Here is a 25506-nt window from a genome sequence, read left to right on the forward strand (position 1 = left end):
GGTGATTAAATGGCTTCTTTCAACTGCTGCCGACACACGAATTCTCTTGCTTTAACAACATCGCCTATGATAATAATAGCCGGGTTACTTAGCCCCTCTCTGAAGGCGGTGTACTGCAAATCTTTCACATCGCATACTGCTTGCTTTTGATGGGGCAAGGTTGCATGTTGAATAATTGCCGCAGGGATGTGACCAAGACCTTCAGCGATATAGGCATTAGAAATCTCATTCATCTTCTTCATACCCATATAGATAACTACTGTTGCGGCGCTTTTCATTGCATGTTTTAAATCTTCAGACAAGCTGCCATCTCGTTTAGTACCAGTAATGATCCATACACTTTCGCTAATACCTCTATGTGTTAATGGAATATCAGCAAAACCTGCACCTTGCATACTACTAATTCCAGGAATGTACTGTGAAGTTATACCTTGAGACTCTGCATACAACAATTCTTCAAATCCTCTTCCAAAAATAAAGGGATCTCCACCTTTTAGACGAACTACAAATTCATATTGCATTGCATATTCGACAATTTGCTCATTGATTTGCTCTTGAGGCGTGCAACAAGCATAAGGTTGCTTACCCACATAGACCATTTTACAGTTTATTGGTGCAAAATCCAGCAATTGCTGATTACTTAGGTTGTCATATAGTATAACATTAGCTTTTTTTAACACATTGTAAGCTTTTAACGTTATCAATTCTGGGTCTCCTGGCCCAGCACCTATTAAATATAGCATAACTCTCCTTTTTTACTGGTAAATAATTTATTTAATCTATTATTTCACTGTAAAAGTGCATAATTTTTATGTTAAAAAATAAATTAATATGATTTAAATCATATTTAGATACAATTAATCAAATATTAATCTATATTTGACTATCAATAATCATATTTTAATTAAATAACATTGAAATAATAAGATTATGAAGAAAATTATTGGTGTTAAATCACAAAACATCAATTTTAAATAGACTTTTAGTTAAATAAATCGTGATTACATCAAAAATTATGAAAACACCACACATAATTGTTATTGGAAATGGCATGGTTGGTTATAAGTTTTGCGAAAAGCTGACAACTAAGTCTTCATCCTTCAATTTAACGGTTTTTGGAGAAGAAGCCAGGCGGGCGTACGACAGGGTTCACCTTAGCGAATACTTTAATGGTAAAACTGCAGAAGACCTTTCACTCTCAACTTCAACTTGGTACCAGGAAAATGGCATTACCCTACATCTTAACAAATCCATTGTAAAAATAGACAGAATTGCAAAATGCGTATTTGATAGTAACGGAAACAGTTACCATTACGATTTCCTAATTTTTGCAACAGGATCCGCAGCCTTCGTGCCCACTATTGAAGGAATCGATAAAGAAGGTGTGTTTGTTTATCGCACTATAGAAGACCTGGATTTGATTAGCGATTATTCAAAGAAAGCTAAAAGCGCGGCAGTTATTGGTGGCGGACTTTTAGGCCTAGAGGCAGCGAAGGCCTTAATAGATCTGGGCATTGCCAAAACCAGCATTATTGAATTCGCTCCGCGACTAATGCCAAGACAAATCGATGCTGCAGCAAGTGCCCTTTTAAAAAACAAACTGGCTGATCTTGGTCTCGATATTCTAGTTAATAAAAATACAACTGCCATTAACGGCGAGCGTTCCATTACCTCTGTAAATTTTGATGACGGTTCTCAAGTGGCAATTGATATGTTGGTTATCTCTGCAGGCATAAAACCAAGAGACGAGTTGGCCAGAGCTAGTGGTATTGAAGTGGGTCCGAGGGGTGGCATTGTAGTAGATAAAAACATGCAAACCAGCGACCCAAATGTCTTTGCCATTGGAGAGTGTGCTTTGTATGACGGCATGATATACGGACTTGTTGCCCCTGGCTATGAGATGGCTGAGATAGTTGCAGCAAACTTATGCGGCGGCAGCAAAATATTTAACGGCTTCGATATGAGTACAAAGCTCAAGCTGATAGGAATAGATGTGGCCAGCTTTGGTGATCATTTTATCAATGAACCCGACTGCAGAACAATAATTTTTGAGGATAAGCATAAAGGAATATATAAAAGAATAAACATTAGTAACGACGGGCAGTACCTTTTAGGAGGTATTTTAATTGGAGATGCAACAGCCTACAACCTGCTGTTGCAAACCTCCAGTAACCGCATAACATTACCTGAAAACCCTGAAGACCTGATCATGGGCAGTCGCGGCGGCAATGATGGCTCAAGCTCGGCCGGGATAGCTGGCCTACCTGATTCTGCATTAATTTGTAGTTGTGAAGGCATTAGCAAAGGTGATATCTGCAATGCGGTATCCGAGGGAAATTGTGAGAATCTTGATGATGTTAAAAAGTGTACTAAAGCGGGAACAGGATGCGGTGGTTGTGTCCCAATGGTGAAAGATTTAATAACCTATACTTTAAAATCTCAGGGCAAGTACATCAAAAATGTGATCTGCGAGCACTTTAATTACAGCAGACAGGAGCTGTTTGACCTCATCCACATTCATGAAATCAAAAGCTATGATGCGGTATTAACTGAGCTTGGCCATGGCGATGGTTGCGAAGTTTGTAAACCCCTGGTTTCATCATTATTAGCAAGTTTATGGAATGAGATGATCCTTAAAAAAGGGAATGATGTGGCTCAGGATAGCAACGATCGCTTTTTAGCAAATATTCAAAAAGGTGGTTCCTATTCTGTAGTGCCAAGAGTACCGGGAGGAGAAATCACACCTGACAAGTTGATTGTAATCGGCTCAGTTGCTAAAAAATACAACCTTTATACAAAAATAACGGGCGGACAGCGAATCGATATGTTCGGCGCCCACTTAAATGACCTGCCAGTTATTTGGGAAGAACTGATCGCGGCCGGCTTTGAAAGCGGTCATGCCTATAGTAAAGGCTTGCGGACTGTTAAAAGTTGTGTAGGCAGTACCTGGTGTCGATTTGGCCTGCACGACAGCGTAAGTTTCGCCATTAGAATAGAGGAGCGTTACAGGGGAATCCGGTCTCCACATAAATTTAAGTCGGCAGTAAGCGGTTGCATTCGAGAATGTGCCGAGGCACAAAGCAAAGACTTTGGAATTATCGCTACAGAAAAAGGCTGGAACTTATATGTATGTGGTAATGGAGGTAGCAAACCACAACATGCACTATTATTGGCTACCGATCTGGATAGCGATACCTGCATAAAATATATAGACCGGTTCCTGATGTTCTATATCCGAACCGCGGATCCCCTAACCAGGACCGCCACCTGGCTAAACAAAATGGAGGGAGGAATTGACTACCTGCGTAACGTAGTGATCAACGATAGCTTAGGTATGGCTGGGCAATGGGAAATCGAGATCAATAACCTGATCAGTTCTTATAAATGTGAATGGAAAGAAGCTGTGGAAAACCCTGCTATAAGGAAGAGATTCTCCCACTTCGTTAATGCACCTGAAGAGAAGGATCCATCCATTGAATTTGTAGAGATGCGCGGGCAAAAACGTACGGCCGAATGGAAAACAATCTAACTCCATATATGATGAAAGAAACAACAAATAACTGGTTAGCCGCATGTCGCATAGAGGATGCAGTAGAAAACGGAGGGGTTTGCGTTAAGCACGGGGATGATCAAATTGCCCTATTTTACTTTACCAGGCGAGATGAATGGTTTGCCACTCAAAATGAGTGCCCGCACCGTAAGCAAATGGCTTTAAGCAGAGGGATTATTGGTTCCACTACAGAAGAACCTAAGGTAGCTTGTCCATTCCACAAGAAAACATTTTCCTTAAGTACCGGGGAATGTTTAAGCGGTGATGAGTGTGCCATCAAAACTTATCCTGTGAAAATTGAAAATGGAACTGTATACATCGGTACCCAGCCCAAATAGTAAAAACCACCTAAACCAAATCACAACATCATGAAAAGAAAGTATGTAGTCTTAATCACCTGCCTTGCACTAACCATGCACTTTAGTACAGCGGAATCACAAACAAAAGCCGTCCTATTTGAAGGCACTATCGTTACCGGTTATGTAGATCATGGCGGCTATCTCAATTGTACAGGACCAAGTATAAAGATGATCAAAAAGCCGTATACCTTATTTCTAGGGTTATTGCCCAGCTTAAAAATTAAAGAAGATCAAGTTGCTGCCGGGGCAACAAGGAATTCCATCCTAACACCTTTTCTAGGTTTCGGCTTTACAGCTGCATTTCATCACCTGGCAGTCCAGTTGCCAGCGTATTACACCAACAAAACAGCGGCTAAGGATGGCAAATGGAAAATGGGTATTGGTTTAGGATATAAATTTTAACTATGGCACTGACAGTAATAACAAAACCTCTAGAAAAGTTAAATCTCTTTTCACTAAAAGGGGTACAAATGAAGACCTTCCATATTACATGGCTCACTTTCTTTTTCTGCTTTTTTGCTTGGTTTGGTATGGCTCCTTTGATGAAGATAGCCCGCGAGCAGTTACACCTTACTAAAGACCAGGTAGGCAACATTCAGATCGCTTCTGTATCGGCAACTATTGTGGCCCGTTTGCTGATTGGAAGATTGATTGACCGCTTCGGCCCGAAGATAATTTACACCTGGTTATTGGTGCTTTGCGCAATTCCTGTGCTCCTTATAGGAACCAGTCAGTCATACACTTCATTTCTGTTGTTTAGATTGGCAATTGGAGTAATAGGCGCATCATTTGTGATCACCCAATTCCATACTTCAATCATGTTTGCACCCACAATTAAAGGCACTGCAAACGCAACTGCCGGAGGTTTCGGAAATGCAGGTGGTGGCGCTGCAAATTTCTTTATGCCGATGATTGCATCTGCCTTCACTGCTTTGGGACTTTGTACTGCAGCTGATAGCTGGCGATATGCCATGATATTTCCAGGGTTAATGCTGCTCATTTGCGCTTATTTATACCACAGATATACTCAGGACAGTCCGGAAGGAGACTTTAAAAACAGGCCAGTGGCAGCAATCTCAAAGGCAAATACCTTTCTAATCGCGGCAAAAGATTATCGAACCTGGATTCTGACAATTGCTTATGCGGCCTGCTTTGGCGTAGAAATAACAGTAGATAACTTTGCTCCAATATTCTTTACAGATTCATTTGGAGCGACTATAGCTGTAGCGGGAATGGTTGCAGGGATATTTGGCTGGATCAACGTTTTCGCAAGGCCATTGGGAGGGATTGTTGCCGATAAGATTGGAAAAACTTGGGGCTTTGATGGCAAGACACTCCTATTATCGGTCCTACTGCTAATTGAAGGTATTGGCCTCATTTGGTTTGCCAATTCTGGCAATGTGGGCATGGCCATCTTGATGATGTTTGTTTTTGGTTTAAGCCTTAAAATGGCCAACGGCGCTACTTATAGTTTGGTGCCATTTATTAACCCTGCAGCTGTAGGCAGCGTTGCAGGCATTGTTGGAGCGGGCGGTAATATCGGCGCTATGCTTATTGCATTTATGTTTAAAGTCAAGGCCATGCCAATCAGCAAAGCGCTAGTTGAAAACGGCAGCACCATTCATAAAGATTTAATAGACTATACCGGTGCTTTCGCATTGCTCGGTTATATTATCCTTGGCATCGCGGTAGCCGTATTCATTTTTAGAACGGTAACTGCCCAACAACAATCCAAAGTTGCTTTCAAACTTACCTAGTTAAGCTAATTTTGCATATACAAAATAACATATCGCCAACTAATACCACAACCTGCTGCTATTGCGGCGTGGGTTGTGGTATTGTAGTAACCAAAGATGTACACGGTCGTGTAATGGTAGAAGGCGACAAAAGTCATCCTGTTAACAAAGGGATGTTATGCAGCAAAGGACTAAACCTACACTACACCGTTAATGACAAAAGTGACCGCTTACTGTATCCGGAAATGCGCTTTAACAAAAGCATGCCCTTGCAGAGAGTAAGTTGGGATACTGCACTGGACAGGATTGCAGCGGTTTTTAAGACATTTATTAAAAAGTATGGCCCGGACAGTGTTGCTTTTTATGCCAGCGGACAATGTTTAACGGAAGAATATTACGTAGTAAACAAATTGATAAAGGGCTTTATAGGCAGTAATAATATAGATACCAATAGTCGCCTTTGTATGAGCAGTGCTGTGATGGGTTACAAAATGAGTTTGGGTGAAGACTGTGTTCCAGTTAGTTATGACGACCTGGAACTTGCCGATTGCATTTTTGTAGCAGGTGCCAATCCGGCTTGGTGCCACCCTATTCTATGGAGAAGAATTGAGGCCGCTAAGCAAAGTAATCCAGATCTTAAGATCATTGTAAGTGATCCAAGGAAAACCCAGTCCTGCGCCATTGCAGATGTTCACTTACAAATCAATCCTGGTACTGACATTACGCTTCATCATGCAATAGGCAGGTGTTTGATTGAAGGCGGCAGTATCGACAACAAATTTATCGAAAACCACACTAATGGATACGAGGCATATCGTGAGACTGTATTTCAAACTTCCATTGAGCAAGCTGCATTAATTTGTGGCACTGAATCAGCCACAATCCGTTTGGCTGCATCATTTATAGGAAAAGCTAAAGGCTTCATCACCATGTGGACGATGGGACTTAACCAGAGTGTAATTGGCACCAATAAAAACTTGTCACTTATTAACCTTAACCTGATAACCGGCCATATTGGTAAAGCAGGTAGTGGCCCATTCTCACTAACTGGTCAACCCAATGCCATGGGTGGAAGAGAGGTTGGCGGATTGAGCAACCTATTGCCCGCACACCGAAACCTGGCCAACGAAAACCATAGAAATGAAGTAGAACAATTTTGGAGGGTACCCTTAGGAACTATACAACCGCAACCAGGGCTAACCGCCACGGAAATGTTTGATGAGCTGCAAACGGGAAAGCTAAAAGCCATTTGGATACTTTGTACAAATCCGCTGATTAGTTTGCCAGACGTGCGTAAAGCAGAGGCAGGTTTAAAAAACGCGAAATTCGTTGTGGTACAAGATATTAGTAATACGGTTGAGACTTTAAAATACGCAGATGTGGTATTACCAGCAGCTGCCTGGGCAGAAAAAGAGGGAACAATGACCAATGCCGGCAGGTACATCTCCTATTTAAATAAGATTACCGAGGCGCCAGGCGAAGCACTTCCAGACGCAGAGATCATTTGCCGCTTTGCTAGAAAGATGGGATACCAAGGCTTCGATTTTGCTGGTCCGACTGAGATTTATGACGAGCACGCGGCACTGACTGCCGGAACAAATATTGACATTAGCGGACTAAATTATTCCATTTTAAAAGAGCAACGTGCAATCCAATGGCCATACCCTAAAAATAGTATAGGAGCAGGCACGGCAAGATTGTTTGAAGATAAGCAATTTTTTACCACAAATAAAAAAGCAATCATCCATAGCTTCGATGATCAAAATCAATCTGAAAAACTGAGTTCGGCACATCCATTAATTTTAACGACCGGACGCATTAGAGACCAGTGGCACACGAGAAGTAAAACAGGTAAGGTAAATAAACTCAATCAGCACATTTGTGAATCGTTTGTAGAAATCAATCCCGTCGACGCCTTAATCAGGAATATCAAAGACAATGAACTTGTTGAGGTCTTTAATATACGGGGAAAGGTGCGCGTAAAAGCAAAACTTTCTATAGACATTAAACAAGGAGTGATTTTTATGCCTATGCACTGGGGTAAAATACTAAACTCTGACCTAATCAGGGTAAATAACTTGACCAACAATCTGGTTGACCCGTTAAGTAAGGAGCCCGACTTCAAGTTCACAGCCGTGCAGGTTGCGTTATTTAAGAAGCCAAAACAAAAGATTATCATTATCGGTGCTGGTGCCGGTGCATGTGGCTTTGTAAAAAGCCATAGGGCGCTGAATATTGACGATGAGATTGAGATATTTAGCAAAGAGAACTTACCGTTTTATAACAGGGTATTGTTACCAGATTATATCATAGGCACTTTGCCTTGGCAGCAATTGATCAAAATGAGCGATGATGAAGAATCTGATTATCGCGTGAGATTACACCGTGGAACGAGCATTGACAAAATAGACAAAGGCAATAAGCGTGTAACGGATAGTAATGGGCTAACTCATCAATATGATATATTAATAATTGCAACGGGAAGCAGGGCATTTGTCCTTAAGGATATGCCTAAGCTCAATGGTATATTTACTATGAGGAGCAAAACGGATGCAGACAACTTCAAGCTTTATCGTAGTGGTAAAAGTGGAAAAGTGGTGATAATAGGTGGTGGATTACTGGGCATTGAGCTAGCCGCCGCCCTGGCAGACACTGGAGTTAAAGTTGCGATTATACAGCGAATTTCCAGGCTAATGGGCCGCCAGCTAGATACAATAGGAAGTCAGTTACTTCATGAAGAGTTGTCGGAAAAAGCGATAGAAATATTTTACAATGATGAAGTAGACAGGGTACTAGGCGAAAAGCACATTACCGGCATTTGCTTAAAAAGCGGGCTGGTTATTGAATGTGAATCCCTGGTAATTGCCATTGGAACAGTACCAAACATTGAACTAGCTAAAGAAGCAGGGATTGATTGCAAAAGAGGTGTGGTTGTAAATGAATACCTTAGAACTAGTGAGTCTGACATATACGCCATTGGCGAAATTGCAGAGTTTAAAGAAGCTTTATATGGCATCACTGCTGCTGCCGAGCAGCAGGCTGCAGTGGTATCCCGATATTTATGCGGCGACATTTCAGGATATTATAACGGAAGCTTACTCATGAATATTTTGAAAATGGAAGGATTGGATCTGTGTTCCTTAGGAATGGCGGAGGTTCCCAAGAATGATCCAACTTATGAAGAGATCGTATTTATAGATAAAGCAAAACGGTATTATAAAAAATGTATTGTCCACAACGATAAGTTGGTAGGCGCAATTTTGATCGGCGATAAAAGTGATTTCTTAGAGTTTCGCAACCTAATTGAAAACAAGATGGAGTTGAGCGAAAAAAGGCTTCAATTGTTGAGGAGTGGTAAGGTTGCGGAACCTCCAATTGGTAAAATTGTTTGTAGTTGCAACAATATTGGAGAAGGAAACCTGATCAATAAGATAAAGGATGGTTGCAAAGATCATCTGCAATTGTGCCAGCTTACCGGAGCAGGTATGGGCTGTGGCAGTTGCCGCTCTGAAGTTAAAGCCATCCTGGACACACTCGTATTAGCGCCGAAACAAGAAGTACTTGAAACATCATAACCATTAGATTTTAACACATGAGAAGAAACCTGACACCATCGGAATTCAGAACAATTAAAGGAATTGAATATTTTGATTTTGAGGAAGATTTTATTGAAGAAAATGTACGTTGTATCCCGATGATCGTACGTTTTAAACTGGATGCTGCAGGAATAAAATTGAAATTGAATGAATGGAGCAAGTTTAGTTCAGCAGACCGTATTGCCCTTGCCTTAAAACCTGCGGCAACTCCTTCAGAGGTTAAAGATTACTATAGTTTTCTAATCCATCTCATCGAAAGCGCAACAAAAGGAAAAGCTACGCCAATGGCGGTTGAGGGGAATCCTGCATGGGGTAATTTACAGGAAATCCCACAATTACTTTGTCAGCTTTCTGAAGAATATAACATGGAAATCACTATCCATCAATGGAAGCGATTAACCAATTTGCAACGCTTTGCCCTATTAAAACTATGCAGGCCCGGGCACGAAAATAAAAACTTTCCTAAAGCACTATTGGAGTTTGGCTTGATACAAAATTAGCATGGACCAAACTATTTCCATCAACTTTTCGGGCGGGATCATTTCTCCGGGAGCCCTGCACAATATCCTCATTGCAACAAGTAAAGCCGGGATAAACTATGTACGCTTCGGACTTCGGCAACAATTGCTGGTGGATGGACCTTTATATCGTACAGCCGTTTTGATAGCTGAGCTGGATGCCATTGGTGTTCATTATGAAATAGACAAAAACGAATTCCCAAACATCATCAGCTCCTACCCTGCAGAAGAAATATTCCCTTCCAATACCTGGTTAACTGAAGGTGTTTACAAAGACATATTGGATGCAATTGATTTCAGACCTTCTGTTAAAGTGAATATCTGCAATGCCAACCAAAGTTTTACCCCAATCCTTACCGGTAATATCAATTGGATTGCATCTCCCGAATCGGAACATTACTGGCATTTAATTATACGTTTCCCAAAAACCAACATAACTTACGAGTGGGATCAGCTATGCTACACCAATTCTATACCACACGTAACCGCACAAATTGAAAGCATCATAAAAGGAAACCCAAACGCATTTATTGACAATAGAACAGCCAGCGGAATTACCCTTTTTTCTTTAATAAATATGGATGATTTGATATTCAAGTCGGCAGAGAAACCAATCACCCTACCCTCCTTTAATTTACCTTATTATGAGGGCTTAAACCGGTATGACAACAAATATTGGCTAGGTATTTACCGGAGAGACGAGTTATTTAACGTGGCTTTTTTAAAAAAGATTTGCTTGCTCTGTTTAGAAACAAAATTGGGTCAACTCTGCTGCACATCCTGGAAAACAATTATTATTAAAGGGATTATCGAGACTGATAAAGGGCTATGGAACAATTTACTGGAAGAATTCCAGGTAAATATGCGCCACGCCGCTAACGAACTCAACTTCCAGGTGGAGGACCATTGTGCGGAAGGACTTGCCCTGAAAAACTATTTAGTTAAGCATTTGGGTAACGATGACACACGTACATTCGGGATCTGCTTTGGCATTAAAACCCGGAGAAAGAGTGAAGTTTACAGCAGTATTCTAATTCGGCGCCGATATCTGATCAACTTATTTAATATGAGGTTATTTGCCGTTTATGATATCCTTTGCGCGAAAGATTTCAATCCAAATGAGCGAACTGGAGAAGTTTTTAGCACCGGTAATCCAAAGTTTATGTTACCAGAGCAATTGCGGCGAGCAGTATTAAAACATTACCACTACAAAGCAGGAGCGAATAAACCTAGGGCAATCACGAGCGCAGATTTGGACAAGACTTTGCATGAAACTACTCAGCATTTATATCAATGTCCAGACTGCCTGAGTATTTATCAAGAAAACCATTATCAGGACTTGCCAGAAAATGATTCCTGCTTTATTTGTGAAACGGAGAAAGTCTGTTTCATCCAATTAGATAGTGAACCAATACTTACCTCATAAACCATTCATTTCGTCCGGTTCGTTGAAATTGGTAAAGTATTTTTGCTTTTCTTCTGACAATGGGATTTGAAGTACGTTTAATTGACTTAACACATACTTCATGCTATTCTTTAAATTTGGGTTTTGTAGGTATAGCCCATTTATTCGCGATAAGCCACTATTAGAATAGATGCCGCAAAGCGGCTCCAAATTATCATGATGTGTAAAAACATAGGCCTCATAACCTGGCTGCTGCGCGTAAGAATTGAGTAGCTCGCCGATCAATCCTAAGTTCATTAGCACCAGATCACAAGCTATCACCAACAAATCCTTTTCTGGATTTTTCATGTGGCATGTCAGTATACCCAACAACGGACCTTTCACGGTTAACTGATCACGGTCTTTCAATAGGATATCCTCAGCAAAAAGATTGGAATATTTAATATACTGATCAGAATTAACTGAAATGATGACCTGATCCAATGCTAAACTCAGTTTCTTCCTGGCAATTTCTACCCATGTTTGATCACCTTTAAGCAAGAGACCCTTGTCGGCACCCATTCTTAGACTTCTGCCACCGCTAAGAACCAGCCCAATCATTTGTTACTAAGCAAGATTAAACCTTGTTCATCAATAATAGAGATCATTTTTCCTTTGATAGCTATCAAATTCTCTGCGATAACTTCATTCATGGTCCTGAACACTGTTTCGTAAGTCGCACCGGTAAAAGCTGCCAGATCCTGCCTGCTTAAGTCCACATCAATGCAACCCTCCTCATTTACACCGAACTGATCTTTTAAACCTAGCAAGGCAACCGCAAATCTGGCTTTAACTGACATTAATGCTAAATTTCTCATTTTTTTCTCTGAGGAATTGAGCTCATCAGCGTAAAACATTAGCAAACCGTAAGCAAAATCATGATTCACCTTAATGGTAGATAGAAAAAACTCCATATCAACAAAGCATAAAGAAGTATTCTCCAAGGCTGTTGCCGAAATAGGATAAATTGCATCCTTACTACTCAGTCCTCTATGCCCAAAAATAGCCCCATTATTGGCAAATCTTAAAATCAGCTCCTTATCTCCCCATTTCTTATGAACCTTTACATTGCCCTGAGTTACAAAGTAGACACCCGTAACTGGGTCTCCTTCATTAATGATAACCTCCCCTTTCTTTGCAATGAAATTTTTCTTGCGGGAATCAATAGCAGTGTGCCACTCTGGAAGCGTTAGCTGGCACATAAAGCAAGTCTTCAGATCGCAACTGCTATTCTTCTTCATTTTAAGTTATATCTCTTTCAACAAAAATAGAATTTAATCTATTAGCAATTATATAATGCAAGTTTTGCAGTGTCATTATTTTTGTTTTACAAACCCTTAACCCTATTCTGCTCATCTGTCAACCCATTTCTATCTCTTTGTCCAACATGTCTCAATATCCAAGTCTAATCCATCGATGGAAACATCCTGTTGTAATATGACGCCTGATTTGTCTGTAATGAACATATACGGCGCAATGTAATTACTCAGGTTAGCAGCGTTTGGAGATTTAGTACCTACAAGATCCGAATACTGAGGCCAGATCAATTTATCATCTTTAACCACCGTTCTCCACCACTTTTCTTTCTCATCAAAAGATACCCCAATAAATTCTACGTTGGTGTCTTTATACTTTTGATAGAGCTCAATTAGTTTGATATTGTTTTTCCTGGAATCCGGCTCATAAGATAACCAGCAAATAAACACATTTACTTTTTTCAATATCTTGGGATCAAATGGCTTTCCCAGAAGATCTTTCCCTGCAATAGGAGCCATTTTAGCACCCTTTTCAAGATGCAAGACCCGGTTGAGTTCTTTACTCACTTCCTTATACTTGTCATTTTTCTTTAACTCAGGATCAAGTCCCTCAACTATATTAAGATAATCCTTGCTTTTATGTCCTTCCAACCCGCGCTCTTCGATCAGCAGCAGGGTAAAATATGATTTGGGATGCCTTTTGGCAAACGCTGCAGTGATGTCAACATAACCATTTTCCCTTTTCTCACGCCAAAGATCTAGCCTTGCGGTTTGCTTGGTTACAGTTTCTGAAGTAGAGTTATTAAAATCTTCCATCGCTTTATCAACACTGTCAATCAGGTCCCTGGTCATGTGTTGTGCCAGCTTATAGTATTCTATAATTTCCTCGCTCTCCTTTGAACTTGAGCTGATAACAGGATATTGCTCGCTCTGTCTACTGTCAAAGTAAAGGTCCTGAGTACTATTGTCTAAGTAAATCCAAAATGATTTATCGCCGTCAGCACTCAACACGAGTTTCCCATATCCTTTGTTATCAAATTTAACTTCCAGCACAGGGTCCTTTTTAAGACTCTTCACCACAAGGGGTTTAGTTGAGTTCGGGGTTGGAAAAACACTGATAACAGTATTGTAATCATACCCCTTAGTGGTAGTATTCAGCGTGGTCTTATTGCCACAGGAGGTCAGCAACAGCAAAAAGACTAAACCAATGCTGAGTTGAGAAACGTTATTTTTCATATTTAGGGCGTTAGTTTGAATTGCATTTAAAAAGCAAAGCGTTTAAATAAAGTTAATGTTTCTGAGGGCTTAAACAATATGAATTTTATATCGACAAATCTTTTCTGATATTAGGGTCAAACTATTGGCTTTTAAATGCGCTGTCAAACAAAAATGATATGGTACTACACTCCTCCTATCAGCAGAAATTAGGGCATTGGCCAAAGATGAAATTCTTTAGTAGATACGGGATTGCCTTATTTTTTGCCATATTGTTATCTGCAAGTTGCATACAAAATACCAAACAAAACCATGATGGTTTACTAGAGGAGAAATACTCAGCTTACCGCAAAGGCGACACCGCTTTTCTTGTCCTTCATCATTCCAAATCAGTATTTAAAGGTGTCTTGATGATCAATTACCAGAGCACCTACAAAGATTCCGGTGATGTTCGTGGATTTATTAAAGGCGACACCTTAATAGGGGATTTCAGCTATAAACATTATGGGCAACCAACATGGTACCGTGATCCCATCAGACTCTTAAAAAAAGGAAACAAACTGATCATGGGCAAGGGCCTACCCAGGTTAACTGTGGGCATTCCTAATTTCAATCCTGCAGTTCCAGTTGATTACAATGAAAATACCCAATTGGTATTTATCAAAAAGTAAGTCTCCTTTCAAAAAAAAAACCCGCAGTAAAAGGCTGCGGGGTTAAAGCAACAGGAATTTAATTATTTAAAGAGTGTTGCGACTAGTTACTATTGTAACCGCTAAAGCTTGCTCGAGTTATTCTTTTGCTTTCAATGCTGCATCAATACGGTCTGAAAGGTCTTCTAAATGATATTTAGTATGTCCATTCGCGCTTGTAGCAGAAGTTTTGATGATAGCATTTAAGGCTTTTAGTTCTCCTTTAACAACAGACGTAACGTCATTAGTTCCCGCAGTCGCCACTGGTACACTGACAATTGCAATTAACCTGGCCACATAATTTTTCTGCAGATTACGACGGTATACATCAATCTCTGTGTTGGCTTTTAGCTCTGAAAAGATCGAGGCATTTAAGTCAGCAATCAGATCGGTGATTTTATAAGCTGATGGCCCATCTACTGCTTCAGCAGTAATTAGTTTATTGAGCGTAGCAGTACTAAGGATTTTGCCCAATACAGGAACTTGTAGTAGCGTAGCGATATAGGTTGGGTCCTGACCTATATCATCAAGAATGGTTTTATCAAATAACCAGGTCGGGGTGGTAAAAAGCTGCTTATCGAAAAATGCCATTGCTTCTTTTTGCTTTGCCGATGAGTTTCGCTGGTAGATTGTACCCACTTGTTCTACAGTCTTCGGTGTTTCTAAAACCCCTCCGATGTTTTTGGCTACGTGCCCCATATACCTGCCCATCTGGCCAACCATTTGTCCGTATATAGTTTTCAGGTTGTCATAACCCTCATTTTCTTCTTTAGTCCATTCCGGAAGTTTAGCCAATATGCGCTTCAGATTCTTGATGCCATATTCGCTGGAGATCATGGCATTATCTCCAAGATCTTCGCTTTGCGACCTCGGATCATCAGGATTGGTTTCAGTTCCAAACCAAAGACGGTTGTTTTTTAACTTTTCCACCGTTAACTTGTTCAGTACGGGAACTTCGGAATTTGCCGTTTTTCCATCCAGAATTTTATATCCCCACTCTATTGCCCAAAGGTCATAATCACCTATTCTTGGGTAAATGCCTTTTGGTTTGATATTATCTTCTGGTTGTGCCACATAGTTAAAACGTGCATAATCCATGATTGATGGGGTATGACCATTGGCTTCTACAAACGCCTTGTCTCTTAACTTTTCTGAAGGCACGGTAGAACTTGAACCGAAATTATGGCGCAAACCCAAAGTGTGACCTACTTCATGTGAGGATACAAAACGGATCAGATCGCCCATTAACTCCGGACTAAACTTCATCTTTTGTGCCCTTGGATCAATTGCTGCTGCTTGTATCATATACCAATCGTGCACTAGTTTCATTACGTTATGATACCAGTTGATGTGGCTTTCCATAATCTCACCACTGCGCGGATCAGCGATACTCGGACCGCTGGCATTTGAAATCTCCGAAGGTTTGTAAACAATGGCAGAGTGCCTGGAATCATCTAAGCTCCAAGTAGAATCTTCTTTAGACGTAGGCGCCATTTTAGCCATAATGGCATTTTTAAAACCTGCTTTTTCAAAAGCTTTCTGCCAGTCGTTAACGCCCGCCATCAAATATGGAACCCACTCTTTAGGCGTAGCCGGATCGATATAGAATATGATCGGATTAACGGGTTCAACTAATTCTCCTCTTTTGTATTTAGCGATGTCTGCATTTTTTGGCTCCAGTCTCCAGCGCTTAACCATCTCTACTTCTTTAACACCCTGCGGGTTGGAATCGAAATCTGTAAAACCGGTAGTGAAATAACCTACTCTTGGATCAAAATACCTTGGTTTCATAGGTACTTTAGGTAAAATCACCAATGAAGCATTCAGTTCAACCGTAGCAAATCCTGACGGTGCTCCGCCGCCTAATCCTGCTGGAGCAAAGGGCGATGGTGGTGCGGCAGTAAGGAGATATGTTTTTACCACATTGATCTCCACATTTGTAGGAAAACTCTTAACACCCAATATATAGCTCCTGTCTGCCTGTTGCGCACCTAAACGAAGTCCGGTTTTTGCAGCAGGAGAACCAAAGTAAAAAATGTCATTGTCGCTATTGATGTAATCGGTCATATCGATCACACTGCCTTTTTTATCTGCAGAAAAAGCAGCGATATTGAATGCAGCAGCAATGGCCTGAATGTTTGAGCGTTGCAGGTTTTGGTACATGGCCGTTGTGCTATCAGGACCATAAGTTCTATAAGAGATCTTACGCATGAAAATCCTGTTTGATGGGCCTTTTTCAAAACGAATTACAGTACTTCCAATCTGGTCGCCGGCATAGCCTGATGCAGAACGAACTTCAGCACCGGCTCTCGAAATACGGCTTACAATCAAAATATCACGGCCTAAAATAGAATCCGCAATCTCAAAGAAGTATTTATCGTCCAGCTTGTGCGTGGTGATCATCCCCTTACGGGTAATCGCTTTATCCGTAATTACCTGATTGTAGGGCTTAGGTTGTGCTTTGGCAGCTCCCGGAAGTACAATACCGGCAGTTTTTTTTGTCGTATCAGCTGGAGTTACAGCCGGGGTGGTCGGTTTACTTTGAGCGCTGGCAATATCAGCGCTAGCTATACCCAATAGGGCTAGCATTAAAAATTTTTTCATGAAAAAGAGCGTGACTATTTGATGTGGCTTGCGATCATTTTGTTTACATCCGGACCTCTAAGGTCTTTTGCAATTACCTTTCCATCTGGATCAATCAACACGTTTTGGGGGATGGCTGTGATCCCAAAGCGCACCGCAATTTCGGTTTTGAAACCTTTTACATCGCTCACCTGGATCCAGGGAAGTTTATCCTGGTCAACCGCCCTCATCCAGGCCGCTTTTGTTTCATCCAGTGAAACACCAACGATTTCAAAGTTTTTATCCTTCAATTCCTTGTAAGCCTTCAGCATGAAAGGGTTTTCTGCACGGCAAGGTACACACCAGCTTGCCCAAAAATCTACCAATACATATTTGCCTTTTAATGAGGAAAGTTTAAATTCAATTCCATTTTTATCTGGAAGGGTAAAATCGATGGTTTTTCCAATTGCAAACTGTTTTGCCTTATTGTACTTATCAGTTATTTTTTTACCGGTAAAACTGGTAAGCAGTCTTGGCGTAAGGGCTGTATAAATCGGATCAAATTTAACTACGTCGATTACCATCATCCTATTACCCAACACCAAATCGGCAGTGACATAAGAATCAGGGTGACTAGCGATAAAATTATCCAATGTCGACTCCATCTTCGCCATAACCGGTTTTGCATCTACAGCGATTTGTTTAAGCTCAACAGAATCTTTTGCTGCTTTTGCTTTATAATAGCGGGCAACTATTTTCTGATATTGTTCCTGCACAGGATCCATCTGGACATGATACTCCAGGTTTTCCTTTTGAACATTGGTTCCTGTAACAGCCGATGTAGAAATGCTGTCTTTTCCGGAAACCATAGTATTGCCTTTCTCTAAATAGAATTCTTTAAAGTCGGCCGCTCTTCTCTTTTTAGTCGTGTCTCTGGCGACTGGTTTAAGTTCCAGGTAAGACCTGTTTCCAAAAGCTGTAGTACCGGTGATTTTGAATTTACCGTTTATTACCAGGGCACTGTCTTTTGCCGACTTACCTTCTACATTAGTATACGATAGCAACACCATCTTTCCCGGCCCTGCTTGAGGAAGTGTACCGGTTATTGTGAATTTGTCCTGGGCCATGCAAATACTGTTTGCAGCGCACAACAGTATGACCAGACTTGCTTTTATATTGAATTTCATTTTTCAAGATTATTTGATGTAAGTTTTCAATTGTTCCAATAGGTTTTCGCCTCTTAGGTTTTTAGCGATGATCATACCTTTAGGATCGATTAATATGTTTTGCGGCACAGAGTTAATGCCGTACATTAACGCCACTTCGTTTTTCCATCCCTTCAAGTCACTAATGTGGATCCATGGCATACCATCCTTTTTTACGGCACCTTCCCACATAGCTTTTCCTCCGGGATAATCAAGTGATACACTCACGATTTCAAAATTTTTGTCTTTCAGCGCGGTATAGGCTTTCACAACATTCGGATTTTCTGCGCGACAAGGAATACACCAGCTTGCCCAAAAATCGATCAATACATATTTGCCTCTTAAAGTTGAGAGTGTGAATGGTTTGCCATCCAGGTCATTTTGCGTAAAATCAGTCACCTTTGATCCAGCCTGACGGCGTTTGCCCACTTCTAATTTCTCAATAGTGCGTTTACCTAGTGGTGAAGCTTTCAAGCTGGCGGAAAAGCGATTGAACAAAGGCTCTACTTTTGCAGATTCAAACTTGCTATCAAGCACATACATGTTGTAGGTATATAAACCCATATAAGTATTGACATGCTTCTCAACAAACTTCACATGCAGGTCTTTAATAGCCACAACGAGTTTACCGATACTATCAGAAGCTTTTTTTCTATCTTCCAGAGAGTTGATATAAGCACCATCTTTAGATTTTGCGCCGGTAACGTTTTGCAGTTTCATGATGTTTGTGATCAGCGGACTAACTGCTGCCTGCTCCTCCTCGTATTCCCGATGGGCAACTGATCCGGTGATTACGGAATTTTGAACAGAATCTTTGCCTACAATGGAGATTTTCGAGTTCTCTAGGAAAAAACCCTGGCTATCTCTTGAGTTACCACCCTGAGGGGTTCCGGCACGTTTAACGACTACCATGACCTGCTGTGGTTCGGGCACACTCCCAGTAAACTTGAACTGACCGTTCTTAATTTCGGTGGAGTCAGTTTCTTTCCAGGCACCTTCTTGTATGGTTACAAGAAAGGCTTTAGCAGGCATTTTTAAACCCGGTAGCTTTCCGGATATGGTAAAGCTTTTTTGCGCTGCTGCCATAAACGGCAGTAGCAGCATGCATAAAAATAAGTTTTTCATATTTTCGTTTTAAACCATCATGGATTACAAAATCCATGATGGTTGTTAAATTAGTTCAATAATAGAATACCGCCTACAAAACCAATGTTATAGGTGATTGTTGCTGATGCTATGTACGGATTTGCAGCCAAAATGGTGAAACGTAAGTATCTGGCTGTAGTTGCTGAAGGAAAATTTATAGTGTGCATCCTTGCAGCATTACTCACATTAATTGTATGAGTTCCCTTGTCTGTCCAGGTTACATTATCCGAACTGGTTTCTACTTTAGCGGAAGTGGTTAAGCCTCCCATAGCAGCAGTTATACCTGTTGGAAAGAAGTAATCCAAGCCAGTAAAGGTTAGACTTCTGCCATAATCAATAGTTAAAAACTGTGGCAGCGGTATAGTATTTGAACTTGCCCAAAAAGTTGTACCTGTAGTTGCATCCACAGCCCTACTTGCTACGTTAGTTCCAAATGTGGAAGAGGCAGTAGCTGTAACAGTAAACCCTGTATGACTCACATAACGTGGTTCTTTCGTATTAAAAACATAATAGATTACTTTACGTGTCTTGGGATCCTGTGATACGCCGTCAACAGATGCAATCGTTAACGGAAGTACATAAGTGGTGAACGGCTGCAGTGTGGTCTGAAAACTAAGATTTAATACAGCCGTCTCTGAAACGCTAGACCCAGCAGCTATGGCTACCGTTGGCTTATAATAAAGATAACTTTTTGTAGGAAGCAAAAGGGCTGCACTACCATACTTCAACTTGTAATCGGCTATTTTAGTTGTGTCGGTCGCAAAGGTTACGTAATGAACATCCGGCGAGGTATTGCCTTGAAGTGTCGCTTTCATTTCCACGCTAACTACCGATACGTTTCTGATGTCAAAATCCCTCACCACTACGTCTGATGAAGCTGGCACATCAAAAGTTACACTACCTTCTGGCAAGGATTCTCGGCTGGTTTCATCTTTTTTGCAAGCCATAAACAATAGCACTACCGTGCATATTGTCAATAAATTTAATTTGTATGTCTTCATCTCTTAATTGTTATGGATTTTGGGGCATATCTGGGTTAAAGGCAGTTACTTGTATGGGTATTTGAAGCGTGTATCTAGAACTGTGTGGCTCAAGCGTAGCAATTTGTGTTCCCTGCGCATTGGTGCGGCTTACAATCGGCATCCTGTTCTCCATGTCAAATCTTCGCATATCAAACCAGCGCAAAGTATGAAAAGGCAATTCACGCCTTCTTTCTGCTAGTACTTCATTAAATACCGCTTCTTGACTCGTTGAAGTAAAATCCCTGCTTGCAAGCGGAGTTCCCGTATACCTGTTCCTTCGCACCTGATTCAGGTGGCTGAGTGCATTAGTGAGGCCTGTTGGACTTGTGCCGCGCGCAGCACACTCGGCTGCAATTAAGTGCATTTCCTGCACTGTTGTCCCAGAGTTAGTTAGTTGGAAGGTTGGTGTAACTGCAGCTGCGTAAAAGGCAGTCACGCCTCTTGCTGTACTGGTCCAGCTTGAATATAAAAGTGTCCTTCTTGCGTCGTTGCTGGCAAATGAACTTTTTAAATCTAATGCTATCGGAATACCGGCAGCAGCATATCCTTTTCCATAAATCGCGTCTGGGTGAGAAACTACATTCAAAGTAGCGGGAAATGAAGCAGGAGTGGTGTAATCGATCATTGTTGCACGGGTATTCGCCAGAGCCAGTTCAGCATAGCGCAGCGCATCACTATATTCCCTTCTGTACAAGTAAACCCGTGCCAATACGCTGTAAGCAGCAGCCTTAGAGCCACGAAACCTTGCGCCGCTATTGTCATCAGGAAGGTTCGGGATGGCGGCATTGATATCCTCGATAATATGTAGATAAATTTCAGCAGATGTAGCTCTAGGTGGAGCTTTTTGGCTTACGTTATCTGACGTAACAAAAGGTACAGCCAAATCGGTTTCTGCAGATGCAGAGTTGTACGGCTTGGCATATTCATTCACTAAATAAAAATAAGAGAATGCACGGCCAAGTAATGCTTCGGCTTTTAGACTGTTCTTTTGCGACACAGTACCTCCCTGGGCATCGTCAATACCTAATAGCACAGTATTGTATAAACTGATTCGTTGAAAATGGTCGGCCCATAGGTAAGCAGGTGCCGTTACATCACTGGTCAATTGTGGTTGCCATGTGTAAGCGAAGTCAGGAACAGTAATTGGCGGAGTATTTACGCTTAAGTAATCCATATTGTCCGTCATGTAATCCAAATAAGGAGTTGTCAATTCTGTTGTGAATACAACTGCGTTTAACCAAAGATCAAAGTCATTTGTTGTTTTCAGCAACTGCTTGCCCTTTGGTTCAACATCCAGATATTTATCGCAACTGCTAAAAAGCATAGTGCAAAAAATTAATTGGGCGGCTATATATTTAAATTTTTTCATTCGTGTAAATTCTAAAAGTTAGTGAATAAACCTAGCGTATATGTAGGTGTTAAATATGATTTTGCATAGCTCCCAGATGCCATACTAAAATTATAGCGGTTAAACCCAACAGAATACAAGTTTGAAGCCTGAGCTTTGATCTCAAAGTTCTTGAAACCCGCTTTTTTAATGATACCGATGTCATTCAATCGGTACGAAACCGTTAGGTCACCTAGCGTCATGTAATCACCATGAACTACATAGTTACTGTTATAACGGTAAGCCAATCCTGGCGCGAAGCTATTCAGATCGGTTAAGTTTGGAATATCTGTGTTCGCTTCATCACCTGGGACCCTCCAAAAGTTATTTGACCCCAGTAAAGGTCTGTTGTCTGCTGGCGTAGGTCGTGGAACTCTAACTTTAAAACCACCATAATAATTAATCATGGCGAAGAAATAAAAGTTGCCAACGTCAACCCGGTTACTAAGTCCACCATTAATTGTTGGAATCGTTGTTCCCGAATACTGAACCAATCCTGAATTCTTATCTGACATTGCAGTAACTAAAGGCGTTCCGGTAGAACTGGTGTTAACCACGAATGGTGTTCCATTTTGATCATATATAATTGGATGACCCTCGTTATTCAGTCCACGTGTATCATAAGAGAACATCGCGCCCACTGGATAACCACTTACATATCCCAGTACATCAAGAATCTGTGGATCATAACGTCCTGTCCTATTTACATCAAGTACTTTGCTAGTATTTCTTGCTATCACAATACCTGTATTCCAGTTGAATTTGCTGGTAGACCACCAATCCGCGTTCAAACTAAACTCCAGACCGTTATTCTTGATGGTGGCATAATTGATTAAGGCAGAGCTGGCGCCAAGGGTTGGGTCAATCGCTGAATTACCCATCACATCGGTGGTTTTTTTATTGTAATATTCAAAACTACCTCTGATACTCTTGAAAATACTATAGTCCATTCCCAAGTTTAAGTTTTGAGTCTGTTCCCAACGAAGACCAGTATTGGCATTGGAGAATAATACAAGTGAGGGAAGTGTAGGTGTATTGGAAACATTATTCTGGGCCTGAGCGATTACTTGTGGAAGTGAAAGTTTTGCAACATTTCCGTTAAATCCATAGGCGGCACGCAATTTTAATTGGTGAATCCAGTTCAAATCGCTAATGAAACCCTCATTTTGAATATTCCAGGCAGCCCCCAGGGACCATAGCGGCTTGTACTTGTATTTTGGATCACTACCAAATAGGTTCGACTGGTCTATACGAATACTTCCCGATAAGGAATAGGTATCCTTAAAGGAATAAACAACATTAGAAAAAGCCGATAAAAACCGGTCGTCATTATAGGTCTGGTTAAAAAAATTGGTCAATGCCCCAAGAGTATTAGATGTAACTAACGTACCTCTAACCGACGCCAAACCGTTAATTATAGAAGCATAATCAACTGGCTGCTGCAGCAAACTCTGATCGTTATAACCAAAATAAGATGCTAAATTACTCTTATTCACAACGCGGCGTAATTCAGTTCCTGCTATACCGTTGAGAGAATGATTACCGATTCTCTTATTATAATTTAATTGTGCCCTTGTAGTATAACCGGTTGAAGTTGTATTCTGCTGACGCAAGAAATCCCCGTCGGGAATATTCCTCTTAAACACCAATGCAGGATTAGCTGGCGTTGGCGTTACCGTGTAATTATTAACCCATGAGTTTACTTCATTAGAACCTTGACCAGCTAGGTGCCTTAACTCTGAACGGGATGTTTCATACACACCGCCAAACAATAGATTAAACCCTTTTCCAATCTCGTAGTTAAAATTGGCTATAGTCTTGTTGTTTAAAGTACGTGTTGTATTGCTTACTTTATTCGCTTCTATAAGCGGATAATAGTTTTGGTCTAACAGGCCTTGTGATAGCAGTACATTGTTATAAACCGGTGCATAACTTTGTGAAATCACGGCGGCAGGTTTACCATTCACATCCTCATAGCGTTCATAACCTGCGTAAGAAGCAGGGCCAGGTATAGGCGCACCATTAACTCTGTTGCCCTGGAACTCTGTGGTTAGCTCCAAGCTTAGCTTTTTTGCAAGTTTAAGCGTAGTGCGACCAGTCAACTGAAACTTATTATTGTCATTCAGGATAGAATTATTACGGTTTCCGGTATAATTTGCGGTAATATAATACAGCGCGCTCGGTACCCCACCCGAGACATTTAGGGTGTTTGTTTGTGTAATTGCCGTCCTTTGGAATAAGCGACTGTAATCGTCAAGATTGTCATAGCTAGCCAGTTCTGCAAAAGAGGTTTCAGCCTGTGCCTGTGTAATAATTCCAGCAGCAAGTTGGGCCTGTATATAATATGGGATGCTGCGCCTAATGTTACCCCCCAAAGATCCTGGCGCGTATAAAGCAGTCCAACTGGACGGAGTAACAATTAGCGCCTGCCTTTCACGAATGTAACTGGCATTGATGCCCGACGCATTTGGATCCCAGCGATAACGGCTATAATTTTCCTCTGGCGTTAGACCCAGAGTGGTACGGAAATTGAACTGTGCAGCACCCGGCTTAGCCTGTTTTCTTTCGATAACAATTACACCGTTAGACGCCCTGACCCCATAAACGGTAGCGGCGGCTGCATCTTTCAGAATAGTAACAGAAGCAATCTCATTTGGATCAATCATGTCAAGTGTTAATTCTGTTGGATAACCATCCACTACAATTAACGGACTTTGATTGGCCGACATGGTAGAAATACCACGAATATTGAACAAAGGTCTGGTAGTTTCACCAAGGCCAGGAGTGGTACTGGTAAATGGAACGCTGTTGTTAATCATCAACCCAGGTAACCTATTAATTAATCCATCCAGGAAATTAGTGCTGATGCGCGACTCATATGCCTTAGTACCAATTTGTGAAACCGCACCTGTGCTTTGCTCTGGTTTAATACGCTGATAACCTGTATTTACGGTTACAGCAACTTCTTGCAATTTCCCTACGCCTATAGACATGCGGATTACACCCAAATCTTTGACAGATTTAACCTCAATTTCATTATAACCTACATAACTAATAACCAATGTGGCGCCTTCCTCAACATTCTGCAAAGAGAATGTACCCTCCGCACCCGTCCTGGTAAAAGTTTTCTGACCTTTAACCATTACATTAGCACCAACCAGCGGTGCACCGGTTAAAGAATCTACTACTTTACCAGACACATCAATTGCAAGCAGACGATCAACAAATTTTTCAAACAGAGTTTTAGGCTTTGCTTTTAATGTCACCGTACTGTTGTTAATTTCGTAGGTAATCGGCTGATTCTCAAAAATCTGGTCTAACACCTTCGCCAATTCTACATTCTCGACATTAATATTTACAAATTTTGCTTTGTCTAATAATTCACCGGCCACTACAAAATCATAACCGCTTTGTTTCTTGAGTTCCTTAATAACACCTTCCAAGCGAGCGTTGGTTTTAGTCAAACTGATTTTCTGAGCATAGCCAGATGCACTGACCTGCATAATGGTAGCAATTAAAATAACGGTGGTTAATCGCATTATCAGCCAAATTTTATGGATAATACCCTCTGGCATACCCTGTTTAATATCTTGTTTTCTAAACATTTCATTTTGTTTGCGACAAAATCTTAGCGGCCAAATGAGAGACCGTCAACATTGCTTTACTGAGCAATATTGTCTAAGTTTGTTTGTCTGGTTTGTTACAGCATGCCTTTTGCCTCGAAAACTAGGGCATCTGCGGTTTAAGTTGATAATTCATTATCGAAGCCAGAATATACCATGTCCCGACTCCAATCGGGATTTGGTGTTTTTTCACCTGAC

18 protein-coding genes are annotated in these 25506 nt (G+C 41.0%); 8 read left to right on the forward strand and 10 right to left on the reverse strand.

The genetic code is table 11. The annotated features are described in order from the left end of the window. Positions 1–5: 5 nt before the first annotated feature. Entirely contained in the window at positions 6–743 is a 738-nt protein-coding gene (gene cobA, locus ACXZ1K_RS16550) for a uroporphyrinogen-III C-methyltransferase (protein ID WP_458970791.1), read from the reverse strand. A 272-nt stretch (positions 744–1015) separates the two neighbouring features. On the opposite strand from cobA, the gene nirB reads away from it, so the two are divergent. The 7 genes from nirB to ACXZ1K_RS16585 all read left to right on the forward strand — a co-directional run bounded on the left by nirB (position 1016) and on the right by ACXZ1K_RS16585 (position 11185). Then, positions 1016–3529, forward strand: a complete 2514-nt coding sequence (gene nirB / locus ACXZ1K_RS16555; RefSeq protein ID WP_458970792.1) for a nitrite reductase large subunit NirB — start codon at positions 1016–1018, stop codon at positions 3527–3529. Continuing rightward, the gene (gene nirD, locus ACXZ1K_RS16560) at positions 3514–3888 is read left to right on the forward strand and encodes a nitrite reductase small subunit NirD (RefSeq protein ID WP_458970793.1); all 375 of its coding nucleotides are present in this window, start codon (positions 3514–3516) and stop codon (positions 3886–3888) included. Before nirB ends, nirD begins: the two co-directional genes overlap by 16 nt. A gap of 30 nt (positions 3889–3918) precedes the next feature. Then, on the forward strand, positions 3919–4311 hold the full coding sequence (locus tag ACXZ1K_RS16565; RefSeq protein WP_458970794.1) for a hypothetical protein: 393 nt from the start codon (positions 3919–3921) through the stop codon (positions 4309–4311). Between the two features lie 68 nt (positions 4312–4379). Continuing rightward, on the forward strand, positions 4380–5666 hold the full coding sequence (locus ACXZ1K_RS16570) for an MFS transporter (RefSeq protein WP_458970795.1): 1287 nt from the start codon (positions 4380–4382) through the stop codon (positions 5664–5666). Positions 5667–5677: 11 nt separating this feature from the next. Beyond that, positions 5678–9220, forward strand: coding sequence for a molybdopterin-dependent oxidoreductase (locus tag ACXZ1K_RS16575; protein ID WP_458970796.1), 3543 nt, complete (start codon positions 5678–5680; stop codon positions 9218–9220). A 17-nt stretch (positions 9221–9237) separates the two neighbouring features. Next, positions 9238–9741, forward strand: coding sequence for a nitrate reductase associated protein (locus ACXZ1K_RS16580; RefSeq protein WP_458970797.1), 504 nt, complete (start codon positions 9238–9240; stop codon positions 9739–9741). Between the two features lies 1 nt (position 9742). Further along, entirely contained in the window at positions 9743–11185 is a 1443-nt protein-coding gene (locus ACXZ1K_RS16585) for a rubredoxin (protein ID WP_458970798.1), read from the forward strand. Here ACXZ1K_RS16585 and mobA read toward each other — a convergent pair. The 3 genes from mobA to ACXZ1K_RS16600 form a co-directional block, all read right to left on the reverse strand. Then, positions 11180–11764 (reverse strand): molybdenum cofactor guanylyltransferase, encoded by a 585-nt coding sequence (gene mobA / locus ACXZ1K_RS16590; RefSeq protein ID WP_458970799.1) that lies wholly within the window; start codon positions 11762–11764, stop codon positions 11180–11182. The genes ACXZ1K_RS16585 and mobA overlap by 6 nt on opposite strands. Then, positions 11761–12444 (reverse strand): Crp/Fnr family transcriptional regulator, encoded by a 684-nt coding sequence (locus tag ACXZ1K_RS16595; protein WP_458970800.1) that lies wholly within the window; start codon positions 12442–12444, stop codon positions 11761–11763. Before ACXZ1K_RS16595 ends, mobA begins: the two co-directional genes overlap by 4 nt. Positions 12445–12573: 129 nt before the next feature. Beyond that, positions 12574–13695: a TlpA family protein disulfide reductase gene (locus tag ACXZ1K_RS16600; protein ID WP_458970801.1), complete on the reverse strand. Its 1122-nt coding sequence runs from the start codon at positions 13693–13695 to the stop codon at positions 12574–12576. Between the two features lie 158 nt (positions 13696–13853). Here ACXZ1K_RS16600 and ACXZ1K_RS16605 point away from each other — a divergent pair, with 158 nt between their 5' ends. After that, positions 13854–14345: a hypothetical protein gene (locus tag ACXZ1K_RS16605; RefSeq protein WP_458970802.1), complete on the forward strand. Its 492-nt coding sequence runs from the start codon at positions 13854–13856 to the stop codon at positions 14343–14345. A 117-nt stretch (positions 14346–14462) separates the two neighbouring features. Here ACXZ1K_RS16605 and ACXZ1K_RS16610 read toward each other — a convergent pair whose 3' ends face one another. From ACXZ1K_RS16610 to ACXZ1K_RS16635, 6 genes are read right to left on the reverse strand one after another with little or no spacing between them, the layout of a single operon-like run. Further along, entirely contained in the window at positions 14463–16967 is a 2505-nt protein-coding gene (locus ACXZ1K_RS16610; RefSeq protein ID WP_458970803.1) for a zinc-dependent metalloprotease, read from the reverse strand. A gap of 14 nt (positions 16968–16981) precedes the next feature. Beyond that, on the reverse strand, positions 16982–18112 hold the full coding sequence (locus tag ACXZ1K_RS16615; RefSeq protein ID WP_458970804.1) for a thioredoxin-like domain-containing protein: 1131 nt from the start codon (positions 18110–18112) through the stop codon (positions 16982–16984). Between the two features lie 9 nt (positions 18113–18121). Beyond that, complete coding sequence (locus ACXZ1K_RS16620; protein WP_458970805.1) at positions 18122–19255, reverse strand: thioredoxin-like domain-containing protein; 1134 nt, start codon at positions 19253–19255, stop codon at positions 18122–18124. Positions 19256–19305: 50 nt separating this feature from the next. Beyond that, positions 19306–20277 carry a discoidin domain-containing protein gene (locus tag ACXZ1K_RS16625; RefSeq protein ID WP_458970806.1) on the reverse strand — a complete coding sequence of 324 codons (972 nt, stop codon included), beginning with the start codon at positions 20275–20277 and terminating at the stop codon, positions 19306–19308. Between the two features lie 10 nt (positions 20278–20287). Then, the gene (locus ACXZ1K_RS16630; RefSeq protein WP_458970807.1) at positions 20288–21667 is read right to left on the reverse strand and encodes a RagB/SusD family nutrient uptake outer membrane protein; all 1380 of its coding nucleotides are present in this window, start codon (positions 21665–21667) and stop codon (positions 20288–20290) included. A gap of 11 nt (positions 21668–21678) precedes the next feature. Continuing rightward, positions 21679–25290 (reverse strand): SusC/RagA family TonB-linked outer membrane protein, encoded by a 3612-nt coding sequence (locus ACXZ1K_RS16635; protein ID WP_458970808.1) that lies wholly within the window; start codon positions 25288–25290, stop codon positions 21679–21681. Positions 25291–25506 lie beyond the last annotated feature (216 nt).

This window comes from Pedobacter jaeyakensis, assembly GCF_054461315.1.